The organism is Streptomyces sp. URMC 123 (assembly GCF_051386515.1).
In the GTDB taxonomy this organism is placed as follows: domain Bacteria; phylum Actinomycetota; class Actinomycetes; order Streptomycetales; family Streptomycetaceae; genus Streptomyces.
In genome coordinates this window covers 1-2,055 of record NZ_JBPQTV010000561.1, presented here as the reverse complement: position 1 = coordinate 2,055, position 2,055 = coordinate 1, and the positions used below count along the sequence as shown (strand labels likewise).

The following is a 2,055-nucleotide window of genomic DNA, read 5'->3' as shown; positions in this document are numbered from 1 at the left end:
GCGCTGGGGAGGGGGACGCGTACGGGGCGGCCACGGTGTGTTGCCACGGCCGTGGCGCCCGTTCGCCTCACCAAGCTGCAACGTCAACCGCGCTTGAGGTCAAGTGGAGTCGCGGTGGATTCCGCCGGCGCGGTTCGGCGCAGTTCGGCGCGGTTGCCCGGCGGTCAGGACAGGCTGCGCCTGGCGGCGGCCACGAAGTCGTGGATCGCGGTCTTCGCGGAGGTGCGGCGAATGTCCCACTCGGCGCGGTCCCGCGCCTTGTGGATCTCCCCGACGCAGCGCAGCACGTCACGGGAGCACCGGATGAGCTCCTCGTCATCGGTGATCATCTGGAGCCGGAACAGCGCCTCCTCGGCGCGGGTGCGCAGCGCGTACGAGCGGGCGCGCAGGGCGGGTTCGTCGTCGTCGAACGGCACGGCCTCATGGCGTTCGAGCCAGCGCTCCATCAGGCTGCGACGGTAGTCGACGAGGGCGCCGGCGTAGCCGGAGTAGGCGTCCAGCCGCTCCTGCCGCAGCTTCTCGTCCCGGGTGAACCGCTCGGTGCGGTGCATCGCGCGGCGCTGGAACACATGGGTGACGCCGGCGCCCAGCAGGGTGCCCAGCACGGCGATGACACTTGCGGCGACGGCCTCCATGCGCACAGTGGATCATGTCTGCCGCGACCCGCACCACCGTTCGGGCCGACCGCGGTCGGGATCGGCGGGGCTCAGTACAGCCAGGGGACGATCCGCCAGCGCACCCGACGGCAGTACTCGCGGTAGGCGTCACCGTACTTCTGCAGACAGCGCCGCTCGTCCCGCCCGCAGCGGTCGATCAACAGGATGCTCAGGAAGAGCGGGTAGAAGTAGGGCAGCGCCCGTTCCGTGCCGACCGGCGCCACCCAGCACACGGCGAGCACCAGCTCCGGCAGGTAGTGGAAGTGCCGCGCCAGTCCCCACCAGCCCGAGTACAGCAGCAGGGAGGAGTGCGTGGCGCCGTCGGCGGTGGTGTACGGGGCGCTCAGCGTTTTCGGCGGACGCCCCCAGACGCGGGTGTCGCCTCCCGTGCGGCGCACGCGCCGACGCTGCGCGTCCGCGGAGTAGTTGACCCCCAGGGCGGTGAGGCCGACGGCCAGGAGGAGCGCGGTCTCCCCGGCGGGGAGGTGCCGGGGGTGGTCGACCAGATACAGGGTGCTCAGCGGGTAGACCGCCGGCAGCCACACGGTCACGCCCCAGCACAGGTAGTAGCCGAACCGGTCGTGCATGACGTCGAGAGTCGCGTAGTAGCCCGACTCCCAGTGGAAGAACTTCGCGATGTACAGCAGTTGGAGGGTCACCGCGACGGCCATCGAGGTGGACACCGTGCCGGAGCGCTCGTACTGCGCGGCCGCGAACGACACCAGGAGCAGGCTCCAGGCCATCATCCCCACCCGGCAGTTGAACAGTTGCTTCAGATCGACGCCACCGAGGGTCGGATGCAGTTCGGTTCCCCAGAAGAAGTCCAGCACCGGGTGCCCGGTGCTGCCGTGGTCGGGGCCGGAGGGCCGGCGCAGCCCCTTCGCGTACAGCGCGGCGCACAGGAGCAGGCACAGCACACAGGCGGTCGCCAGGAGCTCGCCGGACCGGTCGTACAGCACCGCGGGGGAGAACCATCCGCAGCCGGCCGACGCCCCGAGGAAGGCGGCGTGGGTCACGGCCAGGGCGAGCGGCCCGTTCGCGCGGTAGACCGGTCGCACGCCGGCCGGGGTGACGGGCCCCCGCTCGACGGCGCCGGGCAGCAGGCGGAGCAGCACGGCCTCGAAACCGACGAAGCCGACGATCACCACGGCGGCGTACGGGGTCGGGGTCGGCAGGGCGGCGAGCAGCCGCGGCCAGTCGGAGGCGTGGCGGAGGGGGGTGAGCGCACCGTCGAAGGCGACGGTCAGGGTCCACAGCAGCAGCGCCAGCGGCGGGGTGACGGCGATCAGCAGGAGGGGCAGGGCGGTGCAGCGCAGGAATTCGGTGACGCGGCCGAGCGGATCGCCCGTCCAGGCCCGGTTCGCCGCGCCCGGCCAGGTCCGGTTCGCCGCGCCCGGCC

Annotated in this window: 2 protein-coding genes; both read right to left on the bottom strand. The window is 72.2% G+C overall.

Annotated elements, in window-relative coordinates; genetic code table 11:
* Positions 1–164: 164 nt before the first annotated feature.
* On the bottom strand, positions 165–635 hold the full coding sequence (locus ACSNOD_RS30725; protein WP_436770359.1) for a hypothetical protein: 471 nt from the start codon (positions 633–635) through the stop codon (positions 165–167).
* 71 nt (positions 636–706) lie between these two features.
* Positions 707–2,055: hypothetical protein (locus tag ACSNOD_RS30720; protein ID WP_436770358.1), on the bottom strand; the 1,349-nt coding region annotated here is incomplete at its 5' end.

Excerpts from the sequence above, each read along its gene's own strand:
- ACSNOD_RS30725 (WP_436770359.1), bottom strand. The coding sequence starts at position 635 with ATGGAGGCCGTCGCCGCAAGTGTCATCGCCGTGCTGGGCACCCTGCTG.